The following is a 511-nucleotide window of genomic DNA, read 5'->3' on the forward strand; positions in this document are numbered from 1 at the left end:
GGCCGCGTGGCGGCAGGTCCCGCTCGACCGGGTCGCCGGTGGTCATCGGCACGCTCCCGGCTCCGGGCGCGGACGCTCGACGCGCCGGTCGAGCCACACGTCGCGTCCGCAGACCCGCCCGACCGGGCGGTAGCGGCGCTCCACGACGTCCACGAGCCGGTCGCCGTCGACACCCCAGTCGTCGAAGCCGCTCCAGTCGACCAGCCAGGTCGGGGCGTCGGGACCGTCCAGGGTCGCCGCCAGCTCGTCCAGCCCGGGGTCGAGCGCGCGCACCGGCAGGCTCCACAGGTACGGGTAGGGGCTCTCCAGGCCGGCGTGCAGCAGGACGTTGGGCTGGCCGTAGGTGACGACGGCGGTGTCGCCCGCCTCGCTCGCGCGGCCGATCGCCGTGCCGACCGCCCGTGCCTCCCGGCCGTCGTCGGAGCCGGCGAGCAGCCCGTGCCCGAGGGTCACCAGCGTGGCCAGCACCAGGACGGCGCCGCCCGTCCAGCGCCAGCGCTCCGGGACAGCC

Annotated in this window: 1 pseudogene; it reads right to left on the minus strand. The window is 77.5% G+C overall.

Annotated features, from left to right (window positions below):
- Positions 1–42 precede the first annotated feature (42 nt).
- Positions 43–511, minus strand: a pseudogene (locus AC2W7G_RS18415) (hypothetical protein); the annotation flags it as partial.

This window comes from Aeromicrobium sp. PFPM2_SD2, from assembly GCF_057364525.1.